This window comes from Streptomyces sp. NPDC004629, assembly GCF_042873595.1.
GTDB lineage: Bacteria > Actinomycetota > Actinomycetes > Streptomycetales > Streptomycetaceae > Streptomyces.
Map to the genome: position 1 here is coordinate 30634 of NZ_JBIALO010000013.1, position 22381 is coordinate 53014.

The 22381-nt window shown below is 70.9% G+C and carries 20 protein-coding genes, 1 pseudogene and 1 riboswitch; of the genes and pseudogenes, 7 read left to right on the forward strand and 14 right to left on the reverse strand.

The annotated features are described in order from the left end of the window. Window positions 1–185: 185 nt before the first annotated feature. Both ACFYTE_RS21015 and ACFYTE_RS21020 read right to left on the reverse strand, forming a co-directional pair. Window positions 186–791: pseudogene (locus tag ACFYTE_RS21015) on the reverse strand (hypothetical protein); the annotation flags it as partial. A gap of 203 nt (window positions 792–994) precedes the next feature. After that, window positions 995–2443 carry a gamma-aminobutyraldehyde dehydrogenase gene (locus ACFYTE_RS21020; RefSeq protein ID WP_388712359.1) on the reverse strand — a complete coding sequence of 483 codons (1449 nt, stop codon included), beginning with the start codon at window positions 2441–2443 and terminating at the stop codon, window positions 995–997. A gap of 169 nt (window positions 2444–2612) precedes the next feature. Here ACFYTE_RS21020 and ACFYTE_RS21025 point away from each other — a divergent pair, with 169 nt between their 5' ends. The 6 genes from ACFYTE_RS21025 (at window position 2613) to ACFYTE_RS21050 (ending at window position 8362) form a co-directional block, all read left to right on the forward strand. Beyond that, the gene (locus tag ACFYTE_RS21025; RefSeq protein ID WP_388712850.1) at window positions 2613–3131 is read left to right on the forward strand and encodes an Lrp/AsnC family transcriptional regulator; all 519 of its coding nucleotides are present in this window, start codon (window positions 2613–2615) and stop codon (window positions 3129–3131) included. Next, a complete protein-coding gene (locus tag ACFYTE_RS21030) occupies window positions 3116–4498 on the forward strand; it encodes an aspartate aminotransferase family protein (protein WP_388712362.1) in 1383 nt (460 codons plus the stop codon). Before ACFYTE_RS21025 ends, ACFYTE_RS21030 begins: the two co-directional genes overlap by 16 nt. A gap of 253 nt (window positions 4499–4751) precedes the next feature. Next, a complete protein-coding gene (locus tag ACFYTE_RS21035; protein ID WP_388712365.1) occupies window positions 4752–5492 on the forward strand; it encodes an ABC transporter ATP-binding protein in 741 nt (246 codons plus the stop codon). Continuing rightward, a complete protein-coding gene (locus ACFYTE_RS21040) occupies window positions 5474–6931 on the forward strand; it encodes a hypothetical protein (RefSeq protein WP_388712367.1) in 1458 nt (485 codons plus the stop codon). Before ACFYTE_RS21035 ends, ACFYTE_RS21040 begins: the two co-directional genes overlap by 19 nt. A gap of 104 nt (window positions 6932–7035) precedes the next feature. Next, entirely contained in the window at window positions 7036–7443 is a 408-nt protein-coding gene (locus tag ACFYTE_RS21045) for a VOC family protein (RefSeq protein ID WP_388712370.1), read from the forward strand. Between the two features lie 220 nt (window positions 7444–7663). Continuing rightward, a complete protein-coding gene (locus ACFYTE_RS21050; RefSeq protein WP_388712373.1) occupies window positions 7664–8362 on the forward strand; it encodes an LAETG motif-containing sortase-dependent surface protein in 699 nt (232 codons plus the stop codon). Window positions 8363–8423: 61 nt separating this feature from the next. On the opposite strand, the gene ACFYTE_RS21055 is transcribed toward ACFYTE_RS21050, so the two are convergent. The 10 genes from ACFYTE_RS21055 to rpsB all read right to left on the reverse strand — a co-directional run bounded on the left by ACFYTE_RS21055 (window position 8424) and on the right by rpsB (window position 19349). Continuing rightward, window positions 8424–9221, reverse strand: coding sequence for a maleylpyruvate isomerase family mycothiol-dependent enzyme (locus ACFYTE_RS21055; protein ID WP_388712376.1), 798 nt, complete (start codon window positions 9219–9221; stop codon window positions 8424–8426). Between the two features lie 25 nt (window positions 9222–9246). Next, window positions 9247–10266: an ABC transporter ATP-binding protein gene (locus tag ACFYTE_RS21060; RefSeq protein ID WP_388712379.1), complete on the reverse strand. Its 1020-nt coding sequence runs from the start codon at window positions 10264–10266 to the stop codon at window positions 9247–9249. Continuing rightward, window positions 10266–11903: an ABC transporter permease gene (locus ACFYTE_RS21065; protein ID WP_388712854.1), complete on the reverse strand. Its 1638-nt coding sequence runs from the start codon at window positions 11901–11903 to the stop codon at window positions 10266–10268. Before ACFYTE_RS21065 ends, ACFYTE_RS21060 begins: the two co-directional genes overlap by 1 nt. A gap of 53 nt (window positions 11904–11956) precedes the next feature. Beyond that, window positions 11957–13030, reverse strand: coding sequence for a thiamine ABC transporter substrate binding subunit (locus ACFYTE_RS21070; protein ID WP_388712382.1), 1074 nt, complete (start codon window positions 13028–13030; stop codon window positions 11957–11959). Between the two features lie 81 nt (window positions 13031–13111). Then, window positions 13112–13219, reverse strand: a riboswitch (TPP riboswitch). A gap of 114 nt (window positions 13220–13333) precedes the next feature. Continuing rightward, complete coding sequence (gene rlmN / locus ACFYTE_RS21075) at window positions 13334–14440, reverse strand: 23S rRNA (adenine(2503)-C(2))-methyltransferase RlmN (RefSeq protein ID WP_388712385.1); 1107 nt, start codon at window positions 14438–14440, stop codon at window positions 13334–13336. A gap of 154 nt (window positions 14441–14594) precedes the next feature. Further along, entirely contained in the window at window positions 14595–15779 is a 1185-nt protein-coding gene (locus ACFYTE_RS21080; RefSeq protein ID WP_388712387.1) for a phosphatidate cytidylyltransferase, read from the reverse strand. After that, on the reverse strand, window positions 15779–16336 hold the full coding sequence (frr, locus tag ACFYTE_RS21085; protein ID WP_121890953.1) for a ribosome recycling factor: 558 nt from the start codon (window positions 16334–16336) through the stop codon (window positions 15779–15781). Before frr ends, ACFYTE_RS21080 begins: the two co-directional genes overlap by 1 nt. A 145-nt stretch (window positions 16337–16481) precedes the next feature. Further along, the gene (pyrH, locus tag ACFYTE_RS21090) at window positions 16482–17240 is read right to left on the reverse strand and encodes a UMP kinase (protein WP_351735680.1); all 759 of its coding nucleotides are present in this window, start codon (window positions 17238–17240) and stop codon (window positions 16482–16484) included. A 189-nt stretch (window positions 17241–17429) separates the two neighbouring features. Continuing rightward, window positions 17430–18266: a translation elongation factor Ts gene (gene tsf, locus ACFYTE_RS21095; protein WP_388712391.1), complete on the reverse strand. Its 837-nt coding sequence runs from the start codon at window positions 18264–18266 to the stop codon at window positions 17430–17432. A 159-nt stretch (window positions 18267–18425) separates the two neighbouring features. Beyond that, window positions 18426–19349, reverse strand: coding sequence for a 30S ribosomal protein S2 (rpsB, locus tag ACFYTE_RS21100; RefSeq protein ID WP_388712394.1), 924 nt, complete (start codon window positions 19347–19349; stop codon window positions 18426–18428). 493 nt (window positions 19350–19842) lie between these two features. Here rpsB and ACFYTE_RS21105 point away from each other — a divergent pair, with 493 nt between their 5' ends. Beyond that, a complete protein-coding gene (locus ACFYTE_RS21105) occupies window positions 19843–20439 on the forward strand; it encodes a murein hydrolase activator EnvC family protein (RefSeq protein WP_388712857.1) in 597 nt (198 codons plus the stop codon). Window positions 20440–20625: 186 nt separating this feature from the next. Here ACFYTE_RS21105 and ACFYTE_RS21110 read toward each other — a convergent pair whose 3' ends face one another. Continuing rightward, window positions 20626–21183 (reverse strand): TetR/AcrR family transcriptional regulator, encoded by a 558-nt coding sequence (locus tag ACFYTE_RS21110; RefSeq protein WP_388712860.1) that lies wholly within the window; start codon window positions 21181–21183, stop codon window positions 20626–20628. A 119-nt stretch (window positions 21184–21302) separates the two neighbouring features. Continuing rightward, window positions 21303–22145 (reverse strand): RNA polymerase sigma factor WhiG, encoded by an 843-nt coding sequence (gene whiG / locus ACFYTE_RS21115; protein WP_388712397.1) that lies wholly within the window; start codon window positions 22143–22145, stop codon window positions 21303–21305. Window positions 22146–22381: the final 236 nt, after the last annotated feature.

Below are 22381 nucleotides of genomic sequence, written 5' to 3' on the forward strand. Positions count from 1 at the left end.
GCCCGGAGGGCGGGCCCTGCGGCGTCGTGGGGGTCCCCCTGGTCGAGCGGAGCCGAGAGCTTGGGGGAGCGTGCTCTCGGTGTGCCGGGCGCAGGTCCTCGTACTGGACGTACTTGGGCCTGTGGCCGGTGCGGCGAGAGTGCGTGCATGGCTTCGCGGGGCAGGCGGGGGTTTGACGACAGGGCCTAGAGCCCCGCGATCCTGTTCCACCGCTTGGCGAAGTCGGCCCGCTCCTCGGAGATGATGTCGCGGGCGACGGCGAGGCGCCGGCGCATCGTGTCGTCGGGGAAGATCAGCGGGTTGTCGGCGAGGGCCGCGGTGTCCTTGTCCTTGGCGGCGGCGAGCACGTCCTTGGCCGCCGGGACCGGGCAGACGTAGTTCACCCAGGCGGCCGGCTCCGCCGCGGCCTCGGGCCCGAAGTAGTAGTCAAGGAGCCTGGCCAGCACGTCCCCGCTGACCAGGTCCTTCGTATAGTCGTTGCCGGTGAAACGGCGGATCTGGCCGCGGCGGGTCTGCCGCTCCACCTGGTCGCAGACCCGGTGGAAGTCGTCCGCGGTCCACCGGGTGATGTCCACGCCGTTGCCCTGGCTGATCTTGCCGAAGAACTCGTCGTTGTCGTTGATCTCCTCGATGTAGTCGACGGAGATGCCGGTGCGCTTCTCGAAGGCCGCCAGCGTGGGCCTGCGGTTCCGGTTGTCGTCGTCGGTGTCGACGTACAGCGGCCAGTTCGCCCAGATCAGCCTCTTGTCGGTGGCGGAGGTGTCCGGCACGGCGCGGTCGGCGGGCGCGACACCGAGCAGAACAATGGACCACCGTCGACCACCCCCGCCCTACCAGACACGTTGTCGCTCCCTTGCCCCGAAGGGGCGCGAGGAACTGCGCGACCAGCCACAACGGCGCCGCAGCCAACCACCGACCGGACGCGAGGAATCCGCACGCCCGGTCACTACGGCGCCGCACACTGAAGACCTCCGCCAACCCAGCGGAGCGCCCGTCAGCCGTCCAGTGACGTCATCACGTGCTTGATCCGCGTGTAGTCGTCGAAGCCGTACCCCGACAGGTCCTTGCCGTAGCCGGACTTCTTGAAGCCGCCGTGCGGCATCTCGGCGACCAGCGGAATGTGCGTGTTGATCCACACGCAGCCGAAGTCCAGCTTCTTGGACATCCGCATGGCACGGGCGTGGTCCTTGGTCCAGACGGAGGAGGCGAGGGCGTACTCGACGCCGTTGGCCCACCGCACGGCCTGGTCCTCGTCGGTGAAGGACTGGACGGTGATGACCGGCCCGAAGACCTCGTTCTGGATGATCTCGTCGTCCTGTTTGAGGCCCGAGACGACGGTCGGGGCGTAGAAGTAGCCCTGCTCGCCGACCTGCCGCCCGCCGGCCTCGACCTTGGCGTGCGCGGGCAGCCGCTCGATGAAGCCGGAGACCTGCTTGAGCTGGTTCGGGTTGTTCAGCGGGCCGTAGAGGACGTCCTCGTCGTCCGGCTGCCCGGTCTTGGTGTCGGCGGCGGCCTTGGCCAGCGCGGCGACGAACTCGTCGTGGATGGACTCCTGGACGAGGACGCGGGTGGCGGCCGTACAGTCCTGGCCGGCGTTGAAGAAGCCCGCGACCGAGATGTCCTCGACGGCCTTCGGGATGTCGGTGTCCTCGAAGACGACGACCGGCGCCTTGCCGCCCAGTTCCAGGTGCACCCGCTTGACGTCCTTGGCCGCGGACCCGGCGACGGAGATGCCGGCGCGGACGGAGCCGGTGATGGAGGCCATCGCCGGGGTGGGGTGCTCCACCATGAGGCGGCCGGTGTCGCGGTCGCCGCAGATGACGTTGAAGACGCCCTTGGGCAGGATCGAACCGATGATCTCGGCGATCAGCACGGCGGAGGCCGGGGTGGTGTCCGAGGGCTTGAGGACGACCGTGTTGCCCGCGGCGATCGCCGGGGCGAACTTCCACACGGCCATCATCATCGGGTAGTTCCACGGCGCGACCTGCGCGCAGACGCCGACCGGCTCGCGGCGCACGATCGAGGTCATGCCCTCCATGTACTCGCCGGCCGAGCGGCCCTCCAGCATCCGCGCGGCGCCCGCGAAGAACCGGATCTGGTCGACCATCGGCGGGATCTCCTCGGAGCGGGTCAGGCCGACCGGCTTGCCCGTGTTCTCCACCTCCGCCGCGATCAGTTCCTCGGCGCGCTCCTCGAACGCGTCGGCGATCTTCAGCAGTGCCTTCTGCCGCTCGGCGGGCGTGGTGTCGCGCCAGCCGGGGAAGGCCGCGGCGGCTGACGCCATCGCGGCGTCCACGTCCGCCTGGCCGGACAGCGGCGCGGTCGCGTACGCCTCGCCCGTCGCGGGGTTGACCACCTCGGTGGTCCGTCCGTCGGCGGCATCCCGGAACTCACCGTCGACGTAATTGCGGAGCTTGCGCAGCCGCCCCAGCTCGGTGCTCACTGCCGGCCTCCTGTCAGGTCAGATCTGTCCAGTCACTGAGACACCCACCCTAGTCCGGGAGCCGACGTTTTCAACACCCCCGTTCGGGCCATGGCTGCGAAATCCGCACGTCTCGATGGCGTAAACAACGAATTTCATTGAAGGAGCCTTGCGGAACTGTCGAGACGTCGTGCACAGTGAGGGCGTGGCCAGTCGAAGCGCAGACCAGAGGGACTCGTCCCGCGATCCCAGGAACGGCACTCCCCACCTGGACGCCGTCTCCCTCGCCATCATCGAGCAGCTCCAGCAGGACGGACGCCGGCCCTACGCCGCCATCGGCAAGGCCGTGGGCCTGTCCGAGGCGGCCGTGCGCCAGCGCGTCCAGAAGCTGCTCGACCAGGGCGTGATGCAGATCGTCGCCGTCACGGACCCGCTCACCGTGGGCTTCCGCCGGCAGGCGATGGTCGGGATCAACGTCGAGGGCGATGTGGAGTCCGCGGCCGATGCGCTGACCGCCATGTCGGAAGTCGAGTACGTGGTGATGACCGCGGGCTCGTTCGACATCCTCGCCGAGATCGTCTGCGAGGACGACGACCACCTGCTGGACGTCATCAACAAACGCATCCGGGCCCTGCCCGGAGTGCGCTCCACCGAGAGCTTCGTCTACCTCAAGCTCAAGAAGCAGACCTATATGTGGGGATCCCGATAACCGTGAGCACAAAGGACCTGAGCCGCAGCGCGTACGACCACCTGTGGATGCACTTCACCCGCATGTCCTCGTACGAGAACTCCCCCGTCCCGACCATCGTCCGGGGCGAGGGCACCTACATCTACGACGACAAGGGCAAGCGCTATCTCGACGGTCTCGCGGGCCTGTTCGTGGTCCAGGCCGGTCACGGCCGCACGGAACTCGCCGAGACGGCCTTCAAGCAGGCCCAGGAGCTGGCGTTCTTCCCGGTGTGGTCCTACGCCCACCCGAAGGCCGTGGAACTGGCCGAGCGACTGGCCGGCTACGCGCCGGGCGACCTGAACAAGGTCTTCTTCACCACCGGCGGCGGCGAGGCCGTCGAGACCGCCTGGAAGCTCGCCAAGCAGTACTTCAAGCTGACCGGCAAGCCCACCAAGTACAAGGTCATCTCCCGCGCGGTCGCCTACCACGGCACCCCGCAGGGCGCCCTGTCCATCACCGGCCTGCCGGGCCTGAAGGCCCCCTTCGAGCCGCTGGTGCCGGGCGCGCACAAGGTGCCCAACACCAACATCTACCGCGCCCCGATCTTCGGCGACGACCCGGAGGCATTCGGCCGCTGGGCCGCCGACCAGATCGAGCAGCAGATCCTCTTCGAGGGCCCGGACACCGTCGCCGCGGTCTTCCTGGAGCCGGTGCAGAACGCCGGCGGCTGCTTCCCGCCGCCGCCCGGCTACTTCCAGCGGGTGCGCGAGATCTGCGACCAGTACGACGTGCTGCTCGTCTCCGACGAGGTCATCTGCGCCTTCGGCCGGCTCGGCACGATGTTCGCGTGCGACAAGTTCGACTACGTACCGGACATGATCACCTGCGCCAAGGGCATGACCTCCGGCTACTCCCCGATCGGCGCCTGCATCATCTCCGACCGCCTGGCCGAGCCGTTCTACAAGGGCGACAACACCTTCCTGCACGGCTACACCTTCGGCGGCCACCCGGTCTCCGCCGCGGTGGGCCTCGCCAACCTCGACCTGTTCGAGCGCGAGGGCCTCAACCAGCATGTGCTGGACAACGAGCCCGCGTTCCTGGCCACCCTGCAGAAGCTGCACGACCTGCCCATCGTCGGCGACGTCCGCGGCAACGGCTTCTTCTACGGCATCGAACTGGTCAAGGACAAGAACACCAAGGAGACCTTCAACGACGAGGAGACCGAGCGCGTCCTGTACGGCTTCCTCTCCAAGGCTCTCTTCGACAATGGCCTGTACTGCCGGGCCGACGACCGCGGCGACCCGGTCGTCCAGCTCGCCCCGCCGCTGATCTCCGACCAGGGGACCTTCGACGAGATCGAGCAGATCCTGCGCGCCACGCTGACGGAGGCATGGACCAAGCTCTGAGCCCCGGCCCCCGGCCCCCGGCCCCCGGGCCCCGGCGCGGTGGTGCGGCCCCGCCCGCCCCGCGCCGCTGATCAGCTGATCGACGGCCCCGGCGTCGCCCGTTCGAATGAAGAACGGCGGCCCGGGGCCGTGTGCTGTCCGGCCACCCCGTGGCGGCTGCCTAGCGTGCCAGTGACCGATCGGCCCGGCCTTCGTTCCCCCGGAAGGGGGACCAGGCACCGGGAAAAACGGATCAGAACCGAGGTGTACGCCCATGGAGGCCCCGCCGGACAACGACGTGCTCTGGGCACGGTCCCTGCACTTCACCCACAACGACGGCTCGCCCGCCCTCGGTGGTGTCTCGCTCGGTGTGCGGGAGGGCGAGATCATCGCCGTCAGCGGGCCGCGCGGCAGCGGCAAGACGACCCTGCTGCGCTGCCTGTCCGGGCTCCTGCCGGTCCGGCGCGGCGAGGTCTGGTTCAACAGCGCGCCCGTGCACACCATGGGCCCGCTGGCCCGGGAACGGCTGCGCCGCGACCGGTTCGGCTGGATCGACCCGGCGCCCGCCCTGCTCCCGGAGCTGAACGTGTGGGAGAACACCGCGCTGCCCCTGATGCTGCGCGGCACCAGCCGCCGCCGCGCCAAGACCGCCGCCCTGGAGTGGCTGGAACGGCTCGACGTCGGCCACAGGTCCCATCGGCATCCGCACCAGTTGCGGCAGTCCGAACGTCAACGGGTCTCGATCGCCCGGGCGCTCGCCCCGGCCCCCACGGTGCTGTTCGCGGACGAGCCCACGGCCCCCCTGCACCGCGCCGACCGCGCCCAGGTGCTGCGCACGCTGACGACGGCGGCCCGCTCGCACGGCATCACCGTCGTCCTCGCCACCCACGACGCGGAGACCGCGGCCCTCGCCGACCGCACGGTGGCGCTGCTCGACGGGCGGCGCGTGACCACCGTGCACCTTCCACCGGTCACCGAGTCGGAAGGCCGGGCGGCGTGCTCGCTCTCCGTCTGAGCCGCGGCGCCCATCCCGCGGTCCATCTGCGCCGCCTCCTGGTGGCGACGGCCGCGGCGGGCACGGGCTTCCTGCTGCTGAGCACCCTCGCCCAAGCCCTGGCGCACCCCGAGAACCCGACGGAGTCGGTGCAGAGCCTGGCCTGGTGCGCGGTGCCGCTGGCCGCCACCGTCCACTTCGCGGTGGCGGTCGCCCGCACCGACCCGGGCACCAGGCCCCGCCCCGGGCTCTCGGCCCTCGGCCTCGGACCCGGCCGGCTGATGGCGATCTCGGTCCTGACCACGGCCCTGTCCTGCACGCTGGGCTCGGCGGTGGCCCTGCTGGTCTTCCTCCATCTGCGCGGCGACCTGACGGGCATGCCCTTCGACGGGGCCGCGCGGCACCTCCTGGCCGCGGGCGAGCCGCTACCCCTGCCGGCCGCCCTCACCCTCCTCCTGCCGGCGCCGCTGATCGCCTCGGGCACGGTGGCCCTGGTGCTGCGGCCCCGGGGCGCCCGCCCCGCGCAGCGCGCGGCATGGACATACGGCCGCTTCGGCTCCTACGGGCGGGCACGGTCGCGCGAGGCCCTGGGAGCGCACACCGGGTTCGCCACCCGGTCGGAGAACGGCACCGTCCGACCGGCCGCCGCGACACGGGTCGTCGGCACGGTGCCCGTCCCGCACAGGGGCGACATCGAACGGCCGCCCGGCCGCGGGGACGACCGGCCCGCCCCGGTGGACGGCGAGTGGGACCCCGCACACCCCGATCCGGCCGACGGCACTCCGGCCGACCCCGCGTCACCGGATGCCGGCTGGACGCACGCCCTCGCCGATCCGCGGCGCGCACCCTCCGGCCTGCCCTGGGGCATCGCGGTCCTCACGGTCGGCCTGACCGTGGAGGCGTACGGCGACCGGTCCGCCGGCCCCGGCCCGGCCCTGCCCGGCGTGCTGATCGGCTGGGCCCTGACCGCCGTGGGGCTGGTCCTGGCGGGCCCCGGCCTCACCCATCTGTGCGGCCGGCTGCTGCAGACGGCCCGGCCGGGCGCGCTGCGGCTGCTCGCCGGCCGGGCGCTGATGGCGGAGGCCGTCCGTATCGGCCGCCCGCTCGGCGTCGTCTGCGCGGTCGTCTCGGGCGCGTTCGCCCTGACCGTGTTCTCCCCGTTCTCCCTTTTCTCCTCGGTCTCCCCTATCTCCTCGGTCTCCTCCGTCGTCCCCGCCTCCGGCCCGCTCACCACCTTCGGCGTCCTCCTGGTCACCGGCTGCACCGTGGCGACCCTGCTGACGGCGGCCGTGGAGGCCCGGCAGTGCCGCGCCGACACCATCGCCGCCCTGGTGCGGCTCGGCGCGCCCGCGACCCTGCTGCGCGGCGCCGCGGCCCTGCGCGCGGGCGCCCTGCTCGCCCTGTTCGGTCCGCTCACCGTGGCGGTCGCCGACCTGGTGGCGTTCCCGCTGGGCCGCTGAGGGATCCTGACAGCGGTACGGCAGAGGTCCGCGGCCGCCGATGAGTTTCCCGGCGGCCCCCGGTCTACCCCCTCGAACGGCACGCAACCGAGGGGAGAGGCCCCATGTACCAGCAGATGATCTTCGTGAACCTGGCCACCGCTGACGTCGAGGCGTCGAAGAGGTTCTTCACCGAGCTGGGGTACACGATCAACCCGCAGTTCAGCGGGGACGACTGCGCCTGCGTCGTCATCAGCGACACCATCGTCGCGATGCTGCTCAGCAAGGAGCGCTACGCCACCTTCACCTCGAAGGAGATCGTCGACTCGGCCAAGGCCAGCGAGGTGCTGGTGTGTCTGAGCGCCGAAAGCCGCGAGAAGGTCGACGAGTTGGTGAACCGGGCGATCGCGGCGGGCGGCACGGCGAGCGGCACCCCCCAGGACCACGGCTTCATGTACGGCCGTGCCTTCGACGACCTCGACGGCCACACCTGGGAGGTCGTGTGGATGGATCCGGCGGCGGTGCAGGGCTGACTTCGCGCCGGTCGGCTTGATCGAATCGGTTCCCGAGTCGTTGAAACCTCCCGGGAGTTAACAAGAGTGCAAAGCCAACGCGCGTGGGCGGCATCTGCATTGACAGTGCTTATGAACCGCTTATAGACCTGTGAGTCTCAAGGGGGTGTTGAAGCGGGACTCCGTCGTTGCCTCATCACCCCCGCAAGCCCCCCGCAGATGCACTCTGTAAAGGACAAACGTGTCCATAACTCGCCGTAGCGCACGTCGTTCCGTGCGCATTCTGGGTGTTGCCTCCGCGACCGTGGCGCTCGCACTGGGCGTCACCAACTCCGCGCTCGCCTGCAACATCCGTGAGTTCTCCGCCGAAGCCAAGTGCGACGGCACCAACGGCGTCATCGTCGTCACCGACAAGGACGCCTCCGGTACGCCCGCTGTCATCACCGTGTTCCTGGAGAACAACGGTGCCGACGAGAAGCAGGTCGGTGAGCCCCAGGAGATCAAGGGCTCGCGTCAGGGCACCACCGTCTCGTTCACCGAGGACTGGAAGCCCAACGCGACGTACCGGATCCACGTCAAGGCCGGCAACCAGGTGGACGAGGACATCAAGCCCAACCTCACCACCCCGTCCACGGCCTGCAAGACCGAGGACACCCCGACTCCGACGCCGCCGGAGGCCACTCCGTCGCCGTCCGAGTCCGAGTCCACCCCCGCCGAGTCGCAGACCCCGACCCCGTCGGCCTCGGAGAGCACCAGCACCGCCCCGGCGGACACGTCGAGCAACGCGCCGTCCCCGGCGGCCGGTGACTCGAACCTCGCCGAGACGGGTGCGAACTCCAACACCGGTCTGATCGCCGGTGCGGCCGCCGCCTTCGTCGTCATCGGCGGTGGCGCTGTGTTCTTCGGCATGCGCCGCCGCGGGGCGAACAGCGGTCGCTGACACCCCGGTTCGGCATTCCGCCGTGGCCCGTCCCCGCAGTGCGGGGGCGGGCCACGGCCGTTCAGCCGAACGCCGTCCGCGCCAGCCAGAACTCCAGCACCCCCCGCTCGCCCACGATGACCAACTCCGGCCTGTCCAGCGGCAGTCGGCGGTAGAAGGCGAGCAGCACGGAGGTCAGGGGGCCGCGCAGGGCGACCGTCGCCCGCGCGTGGCCGCGGCTGTGCCGCACGCCGTCCTCATCGAGCCGGATCAGCCATTCGGCATCGAGTCCGGGCGGGGCGTCGGTGGCGTGCAGATGGATGCTCCGGTCCGGGCCGCGCAGGTCGCGCGCCGGATCGTGCGCCGTGTTGCGCTGCGCCCACTCCACCAGTTCCAGCCCCTCGTCGATCGCGTCGGCGGCGATGTCCGGCGCGACCTCGTAGGGCAGTTCGGCCGCCAGGGTGGCGTCCGCGCGGTGCACGGTGATCTCGTGTGCCATCCGGCGGGCCCAGAAGCCCGAGGAGCGGTCATCGGCCCAGGCCCACACCTCGGTGTCGGGTCCGGCCTCGCGCAGCGCGTCCACCACCAGCCGGCCGCTGTGCGCGAACCACGTGTCCAGGACGGCGGGGGCGCTGCCCGGCGCCGGTCCCGCGATCTCCGGTACCTCGTCGTGCGGAACGGCCTCCTGGGCCCGGCCGGCGACGGTCGCGGCGACCCAGCGCAGGGCGCCGCCGAGGTGGCACACCAGTTCCTCAAGGCGCCAGTCAGGACAGGTGGGCACGGGTGCGGACAGATCGGCGCCGGAGGTCACCACGTCCCGCACCTGGGCGACCTGGCGGGCGATCTCGTCGACGTAACGGTCATGGGCAAGACGGGTCATGGCCCTCACCCTAGATCCACGGCCCTCAGTCCAACACGACTATTTCCGCCGCGTCGAAGCCCACCCCGACCTCGGCCCCGGCGTCCGGGGCCGACCGCAGCGCGCACGCCGCCTCCAGACGGGGCCCGTTTGCCGGTTGGAGGTGGACGGCCACATGGGTGCCCCTGAAGGTGCGGGCGGTCACCGTGCAGCGCAGCCCCTCGTCCGCCGGCCCGAGCCGCACACCGGCGGGCCGCACCAGCAGGGTGCGCCGGCCCTGGGGCGCGGGCTCGGGCACCGGCAGCTTCCCCCACGGGGTGAGGGCCACCGCCCCGGTGACCTGTGCGCCGACGACGTTCTCGAAGCCGAGGAAGCGGGCCACGAACTCGTCCGCCGGCCGCTGCCACACCTCAAGCGGCGTACCGGACTGGGCGATCCGGCCGTCGCGCATCACCACCACCCGGTCGGCGAGCGCGAAGGCCTCCCCCTGGTCGTGCGTGACGGCGAGCACGGTGGTACCCAACCGGTCGAACAGCTCCCGCAGTTCCACCACCAGCCGCTCCCGCAGCGAGCGGTCCAGCTGGCCGAGCGGTTCGTCCAGCATCAGCAGCCGCGGCCCGGGCGCGAGGGCCCGGGCGAGCGCCACCCGCTGCTGCTCGCCCCCGGAGAGCCGGTCCACGGCCCGCCCGGCGGCACCCGGCAGCCCGACCAGCTCCAGCAACTCCCGTACGCCGGACCGCTGCCGCTCCTTCGACGCGCCGCGCATCCGCAGTCCGAACGCCACGTTGCCGCCCACGTCCCGCTGCGGGAACAGCTGGTGGTCCTGGAACATCAGCCCGACCTCGCGCCGGTGCGCGGGCACACCCGTCTGGTCCCGCCCGTCGAGCACGACCCGCCCGGAGTCCAGGGGCTGCAGCCCGGCCACCGCCCGGAGCAGCGTCGACTTGCCGCTGCCGCTGGGCCCGAGCACACACACGATCTCGTGCTCGGCCACCTCCAGGTCCACGGCGTCGAGCACGGTCCGCCCGCCGAGGCGAACGGTCGCGGACATGAGGCTCAGCAGCATCAGAACTCCCCGCTCCGGTACGGGCGGAGCCGTTCGAGCACCAGCAGCGCCGCCGCGCACACCACCATCAAAATCGTGGAAAGGGCCATCGTCTGCCCGTAGTTGAGGTCTCCGGGCCGACCGAGCAGCCGGGCCACGGCGACCGGCAGCGTGGGGTTGTCGGGCCGCGCGATGAACACGGTCGCGCCGAACTCCCCGAGCGACACGGCGAACGCGAACCCGGCCGCGACCAGCAGCGCCCGCCGCACCAGCGGCAGGTCGACCTCCCGCCACACCCGCCAGGGTGACGCCCCGAGCACGGTCGCCGCCTCCCGCAGCCGCCCGTCGACGGCCCGCAGCACCGGCAGCATCGTCCGGACCACGAAGGGCACGCCGACCAGTGCCTGCGCGAGCGGGACGAGGATCCAGGACTGCCGCAGATCCAGCGGCGGTTCGTCGAGGGCGATCAGGAATCCGAAGCCGACGGTCACGGCCGAGACGCCGAGCGGCAGCATCAGCAGCGCGTCGAAGCCCCGGACGATCCGGTCCGCGACGGGGAGGCCCCCGGTCGGGCGAAGCCGGGACGGGGGGAGCCGGGACAGCGCGGCGGCGGCCAGGGAGCCGATCAGCACCGCGATGGCGGTGGCGGCGACCGCGTACCGCAGGGAGTTGCCGACCGCCGCGATCGGCGCCACCAGGAACGTGCCGCCGTCCTCGTGGGTCAGGGCCCGGTAGTAGCGCAGCCCGGGGGCGTCGAGGGAGCGCTGCACCAGCACCGCGAGCGGCAGCAGGACGAGCGCCGTGACGGTGACGAGGACGCCGGCGAGCAGTGCCCACTGGCCCGCTCCGCGCGGCCGGCGCGCCGTCAGCGAGGCGTCGACCAGGCGCAGCGCGCTCTCCCGCCGCCGTACCGTCCAGGCGTGCACGGCGAGCACCGCGACCACCGCCGCGAACTGGACGAGGGTGAGGACCGCGGCCGTGGACAGGTCGAAGATCTGGGACGTCTGCCGGTAGATCTCCACTTCGAGCGTGGCGAAGGTGGGGCCGCCGAGGATCTGCACCACGCCGAAGGAGGTGAAGGTGAACAGGAACACCATCAGCGCGGCGGCGGCCACCGCCGGGGCCAGCGCCGGCAGGGTCACCTTGCGCCAGGCGGTCAGCGGCCCGGCACCCAGCATCCGCGCCGCCTCCTCCTGGCGCGGGTCGAGCCCGGACCACAGGCCGCCGACGGTGCGGACGACTACGGCGTAGTTGAAGAAGACGTGCGCGAGCAGGATCGCCCACACCGTGGTGTCCAGCCGAACGCCCCACAGGTCGTCGAGGAGCCCGCCGCGCCCGACGAGGGCGAGGAACGCCGTGCCGACCACGACGGTCGGCAGCACGAACGGCACGGTGACCACGGCCCGCAGGACCCGCTTGCCGGGGAAGTCGAGGCGCGCGAAGACATACGCGCCGGGCAGCGCCACCAGCAGGGTGAGCGCCGTGGAGGCGAGCGCCTGCCAGGTGGTGAACCACAGCACGTGCCGGATGTCGGAGCGGGTCACGACGTCCGTGATCCGCCCCAACTGCCAGGCTCCGTCCGGCTTCAGCCCGCGGGCGACGATGGCGGCCACGGGCCAGGCGAAGAAGACGGCGAAGAACGCGACCGGCCCGGCCATCAGCGCGAGCCGCACCACGCTCCCCGTACGCCGCCCGCCCGGGGCCGCGTCGGCTACTTCAGTACGAGCGAGGTCCACGACTTGACCCACTGGTCACGGTTGGCGGCGATCCGGTCGGGCGCCAGGTTCTCGGGATCCTTGGCCTGCGGGCCGTACTTCACGAACTCCTGCGGCACCTTCGCGTCCGCGCGCACCGGATAGACGTACATATTGAGCGGCATGTCCTCCTGGAACTCCTTGCCGATCAGGAAGTTCAGCAGCGCCTTGCCGCCCGCGCTGTTGCGGGCGCCGGTGAGCAGCCCGGCGTACTCGGTCTGCCGGAAGCAGGTGCCGGCGGCCACTCCGGTGGGCGCGGTGGCCGGCTTCGGGTCGGCGTAGACGACCTCGGCGGGCGGCGAGGAGGCGTAGGACACGACGAGCGGCCGGTCGCCGCCCGCCTTCCGGCCACCGGCCGAACCGGAGAACTCCTCGTCGTAGGCCTGCTCCCAGCCGTCCACGACCTTGACGCCGTTGGCCTTGAGCTTCTTCCAGTACTCCGGCCAGCCCCCGTCGCCGTATCTGGCGGCGGTGCCGAGCAGAAAGCCGAGGCCGGGCGAAGAGGTGCCGGCGTTCTCGGTGACGAGGAGGTTCTTGTACGCCGGTTCGACCAGGTCGTCGAAGGTCTGCGGCGGGGTCAGCCCGTGCCGGTCGAAGTACGCCTTGTCGTAGTTGACGCAGATGTCGCCGGTGTCGATGGGCGTGACCCGGTGCCCGGACGTATCGGACCGGAACTCGGGCCGCAGCCGGTCGGAGCCCCGGGCCTCGTACGGCTGGAACAGCCCGTTGTCCAGGGCCCGCGACAGCAGGGTGTTGTCGACGCCGAAGAAGACGTCGCCCTGCGGGTTGTCCTTGGTCAGGATCGCCTTGTTGACGGCCTGTCCGGCGTCGCCGTCCTTGAGGACCTTGACGCTGTAACCCGACCGCTCCTCGAAATCCTTGAGGACGTTCTTCGAGACGGCCCACGAGTCGTGGCTGACGAGGGTGACGGTCTTGGAGTCCGCGGCGCCCTTGTCGCCGGTGGACCCGCACGCGGACAGCGTGACCAGTGCGAGCCCGGCCGCGGCGGCCACCAGGGTCTTGGTGTGCAACTGAATTCCTCCTGGGGTTGACCAGGAAGAGACGCGGCCCTGCCCGGACTCCGCGAGGGATGTCCGGGCAGGGCGCAACAGCTTGAGTGAGGACCGATCTCCCTACCCAGAATGACCTGGGCGAGGTTCGGAGGGTCTGCGGCCCGTGTGCCGCACTCTCAGCGCTGTGGCGCTCCCCTGTCGGAATATGAAGTTTCGGAATGTGAGGGTTCGAAAGCCGAGGTTTTGAAAGCCGAGGCTTCCGACGGTGAGCTTGACGATAGGAAGGTATGACGTGATGGACGCCCTCAGACTACCGTCCGGCTACCGCTCGGTGGCAGCCAGCTGACCGCAGGCGCCGTCGATCTCCTGACCGCGGGTGTCCCGGATGGTCACCGGCACCCCGTGCGCCTCGATGGCCGCCACGAAGGCCTTCTCGTCCTCGGGCCTGGACGCGGTCCACTTGGAGCCGGGCGTCGGGTTGAGCGGGATCAGGTTGACGTGCACGGGCCTGCCCTTGAGCAGCCGGCCGAGCCGGTCGCCGCGCCACGCCTGGTCGTTGATGTCCCGGATCAGCGCGTACTCGATGGACAGCCGGCGCCCGGACCTCGCGGCGTACCCGAAGCCAGCGTCGAGCACCTCGCGCACCTTCCACCGCGTGTTGACGGGGACGAGGGTGTCGCGCAGCTCGTCGTCGGGCGCGTGCAGCGAGATGGCGAGGCGGCACTTGAAGCCCTCGTCGGCGAACCGGTGGATGGCCGGGACGAGTCCGACGGTGGAGACGGTGATGCCGCGCTGGGACAGCCCGAGCCCGTCCGGCTCGGGATCGGTGAGGGCCCGGATGGCGCCCACGACCCGCTTGTAGTTGGCGAGCGGCTCGCCCATGCCCATGAAGACGATGTTGGACAGCCGGGCGGGGCCGCCCGGCACCTCGCCGTCCCTGAGCGAACGCATGCCGTCCACGATCTGGTGCACGATCTCGGCGGTCGACAGATTCCGGTCGAGCCCGGCCTGCCCGGTGGCGCAGAACGGGCAGTTCATCCCGCACCCCGCCTGCGAGCTGATGCACATGGTCACCCGGTCCGGGTAGCGCATGAGCACCGACTCGACGAGCGTCCCGTCGAACAGCCGCCACAGGGTCTTGCGGGTGGTGCCCTGGTCGGTCGACAGATGCCGTACGACCGTCATCAGCTCGGGGAACAGCGCCTCGCGCAGCCGGTCCCGCGAGGCGGCCGGGATGTCGGTCCACTGCTCGGGGTCGTGCGTGTACCGCGCGAAGTAGTGCTGCGCGAGCTGCTTCGCCCGGAACGGCTTCTCGCCGATCGCGGCGACGGCCTCCTTGCGTTCGGCGGGCGACAGATCGGCGAGATGCCGCGGCGGCCGCTGAGCACCGCGCGGGGCGACGAAAGTAAGTTCTCCGGGCTTAGGCATGGCTCGACCAGTGTCGCACGAGTGGCCTCGTGGCCACTTCGGCGGTGTGGAGGGAGGCACGGCGCCCCGCCCCGACGGGGGCGCGGGGAACTGCGCGACCGGCCAGGACCCGGCCGCGGACAGACGACCCGTCACCGCCCGGTCAGCGGAGCGTTCACGCGGATCCGACGAACAGCACCATCAGCAGCCACACCACGGGCGCCGTCGGCAGCAGCGAGTCGAGGCGGTCCATGATGCCGCCGTGACCGGGGAGCAGTGTCCCCATGTCCTTGATGCCCAGATCCCGCTTGATCATGGACTCGCCGAGGTCGCCGAGGGTGGCGCTGGCCGCGACCGCGAGGCCGAGGAGCAGACCCTGCCACCAGGCGCCGTCGTCGATCAGGAACTGCATGCACAGGGCGCCGGCGACCATCGCGAACAGCACCGCGCCGAGCAGCCCTTCGCGGGTCTTGCCGGGGCTGATCCGCGGGGCGAGCTTGTGCCTGCCGAAGCGCCAGCCGACCGCGTACGCGCCGGTGTCGCTGACGACCGTGAGGATCAGAAAGGTCAGAACGCGGCGCGAGCCGTCGTCGGCGTCCAGCATCATCGCCACGAACGTGGCGAGGAACGGCACGTAGAACGCCGCGAAGACGCCCGCCGTGACGTCTCTGAGATAGCCCTCCGGTGGCTGCGTCATGCGCCACACGAGGACCGCGAGCGCGGTCAGCGCCATGGCCACCCAGGCGCCCTGGGCGCCCCGGACATAACCGGCGACGACCATCGCGGCGCCGCCGAGCGCCAGCGGAACCAGGGGTGCCCTGATGCCCTTGCGCTCCTGTAGCCGGTTGGTCAGCTCCCACAGCCCGACCACCACGGCCACTGCTATGACGCCGACGAAGACGGCCTTGACGATGAACAGGGACGCGAGGATGACCACACCGAGCCCGACGCCGACGCCTATGGCGGCACCCAGGTCCCGGCCCGCACTCTTCTTCTGCGGTGCGGGAGCGGGCTGTCGGGCGTCGGGCATGGGCTCCGGATTCTGCGGCGCCGCCCCGTGGGGGTGCGCCGACGGGGTCTCGGTGTAGTACGCACCGTCGTGGTACGCACCGCTGCGGAACGTCTCGTCGCGGGCCGGGGGGCCGCTCAGCCGAGCGGCCCCCCGGTCCCGGTCCTGGTCTCCGCCCTGCGCGGGTACGTCGTCGGGGACGATGGGCATGGGGCGAGTCTGCTGCGCGTCATGCGCATCGTACGCGGGACCCGCCGGGGCGGCCCCCCGGCCGTACCCCTGACCGGGGCCGTGCTCGGCGGGCCCCCAGTACCCGGCTTGTGGCGGCGCCCCCCAGGAAGAGTCGTTCATCAGACCTCAAGCAGCTCCGCTTCCTTGTGCTTGAGGAGCTCGTCCACCTGGGCGACGTACTTCGCCGTGGTGTCGTCCAGCTCCTTCTCCGCACGGCGGCCCTCGTCCTCGCCGACCTCGCCGTCCTTGATCAGCTTGTCGATGGCTTCCTTGGCCTTGCGCCGCACGGAGCGGATGGAGATCTTGGCGTCCTCGGCCTTGCCCTTGGCGACCTTGATGTAGTCGCGACGGCGCTCCTCGGTGAGCTCGGGGAACACCACACGGATGATGTTGCCGTCGTTGCTGGGGTTGACCCCCAGGTCGGAGTCCCGGATCGCCTGCTCGATGTTGCGCAGCGCGCTCTTGTCGAACGGCGTGACGACCGCCATGCGCGGCTCCGGCACGGAGAACGAGGCCAGCTGGTTGATCGGCGTCGGGGCGCCGTAGTAGTCGGCCACGATCTTGTTGAACATGGCCGGGTGCGCACGGCCGGTGCGGATCGCGGCGAAGTCCTCCTTGGCGACCACGACGGCCTTCTCCATCTTCTCCTCGGCTTCGAGGAGGGTCTCTTCGATCACCACTTGCTCCTGCGTGTCTTGAGTAGGCCCGGCTGCGGTTCCTTGTCGGGGCCCACGGCCGGCTGCGTCGCGTCTTCTTCCTGCACGGTTCCCGACCGGGCAGGTCATTGTCCATCCCCCGGTCAGGGTCCGGGTGATTCTCCGGTCAGTGCCGACCGTCCTGGTCACCCACGAGTGTGCCGATCTTCTCACCCTTGACGGCACGGGCGATATTGCCCTCCGCGAGAAGCTCGAAGACAAGGATGGGCAGCTTGTTGTCGCGGCACAGCGTGATGGCGGTGGCGTCGGCGACCTTGAGGTCGCGGGTGATGACCTCGCCGTAGCCGAGGGAGTCGAACTTGACGGCGTCCGGGTTGGCCTTCGGGTCGGAGTCGTAAACCCCGTCCACCCCGTTCTTGCCCATCAGCAGCGCCTCGGCGTCGATCTCCAGGGCGCGCTGGGCCGCGGTGGTGTCGGTGGAGAAGTACGGCATGCCCATACCGGCGCCGAAGATCACCACGCGGCCCTTCTCCAGGTGCCGCACCGCACGCAGCGGAATGTACGGCTCGGCGACCTGGCCCATGGTGATGGCGGTCTGCACCCGGGACTGGATGCCCTCCTTCTCCAGGAAGTCCTGGAGGGCGAGGCAGTTCATCACCGTGCCGAGCATGCCCATGTAGTCGGAGCGGGCCCGGTCCATGCCGCGCTGCTGGAGCTCGGCACCGCGGAAGAAGTTGCCGCCGCCGATGACGACCGCGATCTGCGCGCCGTCCCGGACGACGGCGGCGATCTCACGGGCGATCTTGTGCACCACATCGGGATCCACGCCCAGGCCCCCGCCACCGGAGAATGCCTCTCCGGACAGCTTCAGCAGAAACCGGCCGCGAACTTTGCCGTCATCGCTCTTCTGGGGCTTGGTGGTCATGAGATCCGCCTCTTTCACGTGGTGCGCATGCGAAGAAGGCCATTGCCGATGGGGTCGCTCTTCGCTCCCATGCGCGGCAATGGCCTCCTCGTCAGATCTGCTGCCGTCCGCCGCGTGCCCGAGTGCGGCGGTCTGCGCGGACGACTGCTGTCGACCCTATCGGGGTCGCGTGTCGATCGCGGTACGGACTCAGATGCCGACCTTGATGCGCGTGAAGCGCTTCAGGGTGACACCGGCCTCCTCCAGAACCTTCTGGACCGACTTCTTGTTGTCGATGGCGTACGGCTGGCCGAGCAGCGTCGCGTCCTTGAAGAAGCCGTTCAGACGGCCCTCGACGATCTTGGCGATCGCGGCCTCGGGCTTGCCCTCGGCGCGGGTGGTCTCCTCGGCGATGCGGCGCTCGGACTCGACGACCTCGGCCGGGACGTCCTCCTTGGAGAGGTACTTGGGCGCGAAGGCGGCGATGTGCTGGGCGACGCCCTTGGCGATCTCGGCGTTCGGCTTGTCGAGCTCGACCAGGACACCGATCTGCGGGGGCAGGTCGGGCATGGTGCGGTGCATGTACGCGGTCACGAAGCCGTCGGCGAACTGCGCGAAGCGGTCCAGGACGATCTTCTCGCCGAGGTTGGCGTTGGCCTCGTCCACGAACGCCTGGACGGTCTTGCCGGCCTCGATCTCGGAGGCGAGCAGCGCCTCGATGTCGGCCGGGGAGGTCTTGGCGACATGCTCGGCGATCGCGCTGGCGACGGACTGGAACTTCTCGCCCTTGGCGACGAAGTCCGTCTCGCACTTCAGCTCGACGAGGACGCCGGAGGAGTTGTCGTCGGCGATGACCGAGACCACCGCGCCGTTCTCGGCGGAGCGGCCCTCGCGCTTGGCGACGCCCTTCTGGCCCTTGATGCGGAGCGCCTCGACGGCCTTCTCGACGTTGCCCTCGGCCTCGTCCAGCGCCTTCTTGCAGTCCATCATGCCGGCGCCCGTCAGCTCGCGGAGCTGCTTGACGTCGGCGGCGGTGTAGTTCGCCATGAGTCTGTGAATCTTTCTCGAAGTCTGGAGAATCGAAGATCTGCACGGTCTGCGATCTACATGTAGGGGCAGATCCTCGACTCGGTGCTGACCTACGGGTGAACGGCGGGAGCGGACTTCATGTCGCCGCTCCCGCCGTCAACGCTGGCGCTGACGGGGTCAGGCCTGCTCGCCCTCGGCGGCCGGCGCCTCGGCGGCGGCGGGAGCCTCCGCGGCCGGAGCCTCCACAACCGGAGCCTCCGCGGCCGGAGTCTCCTCGGCGGGAGCCTCCACAGCCGGAGCCTCCGCGGCGGGAGCCTCCGCGGCCTTCTTCTCGCCCTCAAGCAGGTCGCGCTCCCACTCGGCCAGCGGCTCGCCCGCGGCCTTCTCGCCCTTGCCCTCGGTCGCGACACCGGAGCGGGAGATCAGACCCTCGGCGACGGCGTCGGCGATCACACGGGTGAGCAGAGTGACGGAGCGGATCGCGTCGTCGTTGCCCGGGATCTTGTAGTCGACCTCGTCGGGGTCGCAGTTGGTGTCGAGGATGGCGACGACCGGGATGTTGAGCTTCCGGGCCTCACCGACCGCGATGTGCTCCTTCTTGGTGTCCACGATCCAGACGGCGCTGGGCACCTTCTGCATCTCGCGGATACCACCGAGCGTCTTCTCCAGCTTGGCCTTCTCGCGCGAGAGCACGAGAAGCTCCTTCTTGGTCAGACCGGAGGCGGCGACGTCCTCGAAGTCGATCTGCTCAAGCTCCTTCAGGCGCTGCAGACGCTTGTAGACGGTCGAGAAGTTGGTGAGCATGCCGCCCAGCCAGCGCTGGTTGACGTACGGCATGCCGACGCGGGTGGCCTGCTCAGCGATGGCCTCCTGCGCCTGCTTCTTGGTACCGACGAACATGACCGTGCCGCCGTGGGCGACGGTCTCCTTGACGAACTCGTAGGCGCGGTCGATGTACGACAGCGACTGGAGCAGGTCAATGATGTAGATGCCGTTGCGCTCGGTGAAGATGAAGCGCTTCATCTTCGGGTTCCAGCGACGGGTCTGGTGACCGAAGTGGACGCCGCTCTCCAGCAGCTCCCGCATCGTGACGACGGCCATGGCCGTATCTCCTTGGGTTTCTCGGTTGTGCCGCGGATGCCGGACGGCTTCCGCGCCTGACGCCCACGTGCGCCGTTGCCACAGGAGGACCGAGGGGCGCTGACACCATCGGACCGTTGCCGGCCGGTGTGTGTCGGGGCGTGCGAAGTCGACCCGGTGACCCGGGTCGCCACCAGAAGTGTACGGGACCGGCGGGGCACCGGGTGACGCCGCTGTCCACAACCGGTGAGTAGTCCACGGGTCCCGGCCATGATCGGCGCGGGTGCGGGACGGTTCTCGCATGAGTGCGATGTCAGCGATGCGTGCGGTGCGGACCGCCTGGACTCGGCGAGCGGTTCGTGCCGGGTGGGCGTGGGAGCGTGTGTGGGTTCCCACGCAGATAAGGGTGCTGGGGGTGCTGGGGGTGTGGGCGACGGTGGCGGGTGCGGCGGCGGTGACGGTCCTGGGCGGTTCGGCGCTTCCGGCCCGGGCGCAGCCGCCGCGGCCTGCGGTCCTGGTACCCCGGCCTGCCGCTTCCCCGCCTCCCGCTCCACCTCCTGCCGCGCCCCCGCCGGCCGCGGTCCCGGCGCTCGCCCGGTTCTGGCCGGTGGGGACGCGGCCCGTCGTGGTACGCGGCTGGGAGCCACCGGCCTCGGCGTACGGACCCGGGCACCGGGGCGTCGACCTGGGCGCGCCACCCGGTGCTCCGGTACGGGCGGTCGCGGCGGGCCGGGTGTCCTTCGCCGGCCGGGTGGCCGGGCGGGGCGTGGTCTCGATCGAACTGGCGGGCACGGACCTGCGGACGACCTACGAGCCGGTGGACCCGTCGGTGCGCACGGGCGACGCGGTGGCGGCGGGCGAGGTGGTGGGGCGGGTGGAACCGACCGGATCGCACTGCACCGCCGGCACCTGTGTCCACTGGGGACTGCTCAGCGGCGACACCTATCTGAACCCGCTCCTGCTGCTCCCCCCGTGGCTGCTGCACCGGGGCCCGTCGAGACTCCTACCGGTCCTGAACGCACCCCCCGCCCAAGAACCGGACCCCGCCGCGCCCCGTCCGGGACCCAGCTCCGCACACCCGGCGCGGCCATCGCCACCGCCGCGTCGGTGATCTCCGCACGATCCTCGGCCGCGCCCAGTTCGACCCACCCAGCCCCGCCCCACCCCGGCCGGGCTCAGCCCCGCACACCCCGCAGGGCCATCGCCACCGCCGCGTCGGTGATGTCCCCGGGGACCTCGGCCACGGCCAACTCAACCCGCCGCGCCCCCACCCAGCCCCGCCCCACTCCGGCCGGGCTCAGCCGCGCACACCCCGCAGGGCCATCGCCACCGCCGCGTCGGTGATGTCCCCGGGGTCCTCGGCCGCGCCGAGTTCGATGCGTCGGACCGCCGCGTCCACCACGCCCTGGAGCAGCATCGCCGCGAGCCTCGGCTGGGCGTGGCCCATCTCCTCCAGCGCCTCGCCGATCATCGTGACGAGCCCGCCGTGCGCGGCCCGGATCTTCTCCCGCGCCCCGGCGTCCAGCTCACTCGCCGAGATCGCCACGACGGCCCGGTGCCGCCGGTCCCCGACCAGCGCCAGCTGCTTGCGCACATACGCCTCGACCTTGTCCTCGGCCGAGTCCGCCCGCGCCATCGCCGCCGACACCTCGGCGGCCCACACGGGGAAGTCGACCTCGCACAGCTCCTCGACGACCGCGGCTCGCGAACGGAAGTACTCGTACACGGACGACCGGGCAAGACCCGTGCGTTCGGCGAGGGCCGGGAAGGTCAGCGCCTCCGTACCGCCCTCGGACAGCAGGCTCCGAGCCGCGTCCAGCAGGGCGGCTCGCTGCATCGACCGGTGCTCGGCCACGGAGGCCGCTCGAATCCTAGGCACGCCCACCACTGTACGGACGCGCCCGCCCATGCGGGAGTCGCACGGTGCCGCGGAGAGCGTCCGCGCAGGTCCGCCCGTTCGCCGGCCGGGGCGGTTCAGCGGCCGAAACTTGCCAGCTTCGCCCGCAGCTGGAGCACGGACTTGGTGTGGATCTGGCTGACCCGGCTCTCGGTCACCCCGAGCACGTTCCCGATCTCGGCCAGCGTCAGACCCTCGTAGTAGTACAGCGTCACCACGGTCTTCTCCCGGTCGGGCAGTGTGTTGATGGCCCGCGCCAGAAACCGCCGCAGCTCCCGGTCCTCCGCCACCTCCACCGGGTTGTCCGCCGCGGTGTCCTCCAGCGTGTCCATCAGGCTCAGCCGGTCCCCGCCCTCACCCCCCACATGCAGCAGTTCCTCCAGCGCCACCACGTTCGCCAGGGACAGCTGGCCGAAGACCGCGTGCAGTTCGTCGATCCCGATCCCCAGCTCCGCCGCCACCTCGCCCTCCGACGGCGTGCGCCGCAACCGCGCCTCAAGCGTCGCGTAGGCCCGCTCCACGTTCCGCGCCTTCTGCCGCACCGAACGCGGAATCCAGTCCAGCGCCCGCAGCTCGTCGATCATCGCGCCCCGGATCCGGGTGATCGCGTACGTCTCGAACTTGATCTCCCGGCCGATGTCGAACTTCTCGATGGCGTCGATCAGTCCGAACACACCGGACGACACGAAGTCGGCCTGCTCCACGTTCGGCGGGAGTCCCACGCTCACCCGTCCGGCCACGTACTTCACCAGCGGTGAGTAGTGCAGGATCAGCTGCTCCCGCAGCCGCTCGTCCCCCGTCGCCTTGTACGACCGCCACAGCTCGTCGAGCGTCGAGGGAGCGGGCGGCCGCGCGCTGCCACCGTCGCGGGCGGCTGGGGGGATGGCCGCCCGGTCGGACCCGGAGGTGTGCTGGGGCATTCGTCGCCTTGTGCCGTTCTGCCGTGAAGTGCCGTGAAGTGCTGTGGGGAAGGGTGCCTGGGTGGGCTGTCGGTCTGGTATCGAGTTGGGCCGGTCTGCGCCGGGGGTCCTCGTGAGCGTAGCGTGACTGAGGAGTCGCGGTGTGCGAACCTCGGGGCTCCACCCGTGGACGGACCCGCTTCGGGACGCGCCCGGACGGCCCCGGCACGTCGCGGTGCGTGACCGGCGCGGCGGGT